Source organism: Sneathia sp. DSM 16631 (assembly GCF_014892235.1).
GTDB lineage: Bacteria > Fusobacteriota > Fusobacteriia > Fusobacteriales > Leptotrichiaceae > Sneathia > Sneathia vaginalis.
The window spans coordinates 1-1259 of record NZ_JADBHL010000035.1; the positions used below are offsets into that span (position 1 = coordinate 1).

At 29.1% G+C, this 1259-nt stretch carries 1 pseudogene; it reads right to left on the bottom strand.

The annotated features are described in order from the left end of the window. Positions 1-1259, bottom strand: a pseudogene (locus IMK15_RS06295) (hypothetical protein); the annotation flags it as partial.

The following is a 1259-nucleotide window of genomic DNA, read 5'->3' on the forward strand; positions in this document are numbered from 1 at the left end:
AATGTAACTTTTCCATCATTTTCAGTTGTTATTTTTAAGTCTGTTGATGTAAAATCAAATCCAGTTGTTAATGTTGTAGTCTTTGAATCGCCACTATTTGCTTTATATGCAATAGTATTATTTCCTATACCCTTATTAACAGTTTCGATTTCTTGTTTTACATAATCTACTACAGCTTTTTCTGTTGTTAATTTACCATTATTAGAATTATCAGTAGTATTTTTATTTATGCTTGTTGCACCTAATTTATTAATCCATTTATCTCTATTTGTTGTTTCATTAGTTTTATCTAAATTAGAAGCATCTACTTTTGCATATCCACTTAAATCTGTTGAATCTACTTTTCCCTTTAATGCATCATCAAATTGTTTCTTGTTAATTGCATCTGTATTTGAAGTAGCATCTGCTAAACCAGTTAACTTCTTATTATTCAATGATAATCCATCTGTTGTTGGTGTTAAGTCTACTTGTTTAGTTTCTCCATCTTTCAATGTTATTTTCTTGAATGTTGGATTTTCTTTTATTCCTACAAACAACTTTTTATCTTCATAATGTGTTGTTACATTTTCTGTTGTATAGTCTTCTTGTTTATCTTGTTGATCATTTGGTCCATGTTTCCATGTCTTTACTCCTAAATGATCTGTTCCTATTCTTCCTACTATACTTAATGTTTCACCTAATTTTACTAAATTATCTAACTTATTATCTGCTGTAAATTTAAGTCCTTTTCCATCTACATATGTTTTTACTGCACTATCTGTTACTAATTGATCTTTTGTTGTAGCACCAATACTTGATGTCCCTATTCCTGTTGCCCATGTTTTTTTCTTTGTATCATCTAAACCTGTTACATTTGATCCATCTACTTTTGCATATGTACTTTCTGCTGTACTTGTTTGTAATGCTCCATTAATTTTTGTTTTTAATGCATCTTCTAGTTTTACAGTATATTTTGTACCTTTACCATCTGCTTTTGTTCCTGATGTTACTACTATTTCATCTTTTGTTCCTTCAACTTCTACTTCTGAATCTTTTAATTCTGTTTTAGTTACAAATGTTTCTTTATCCTTATTATATGTTGTAACATCTAACTTCTTACCTAATTCAGTGTGTAATTGTCCACCATTTATTGCATCTTTTGAATCTTTTTCTATGCTTCCATCTGCTACTCTTAATTTTGTAGTTGGTGTAGTTGTACTTCCATCTGGATTTACTAATGTTGCTTTGATTTCTGTTGCTTTTTGTTTACCTTCTTTTGC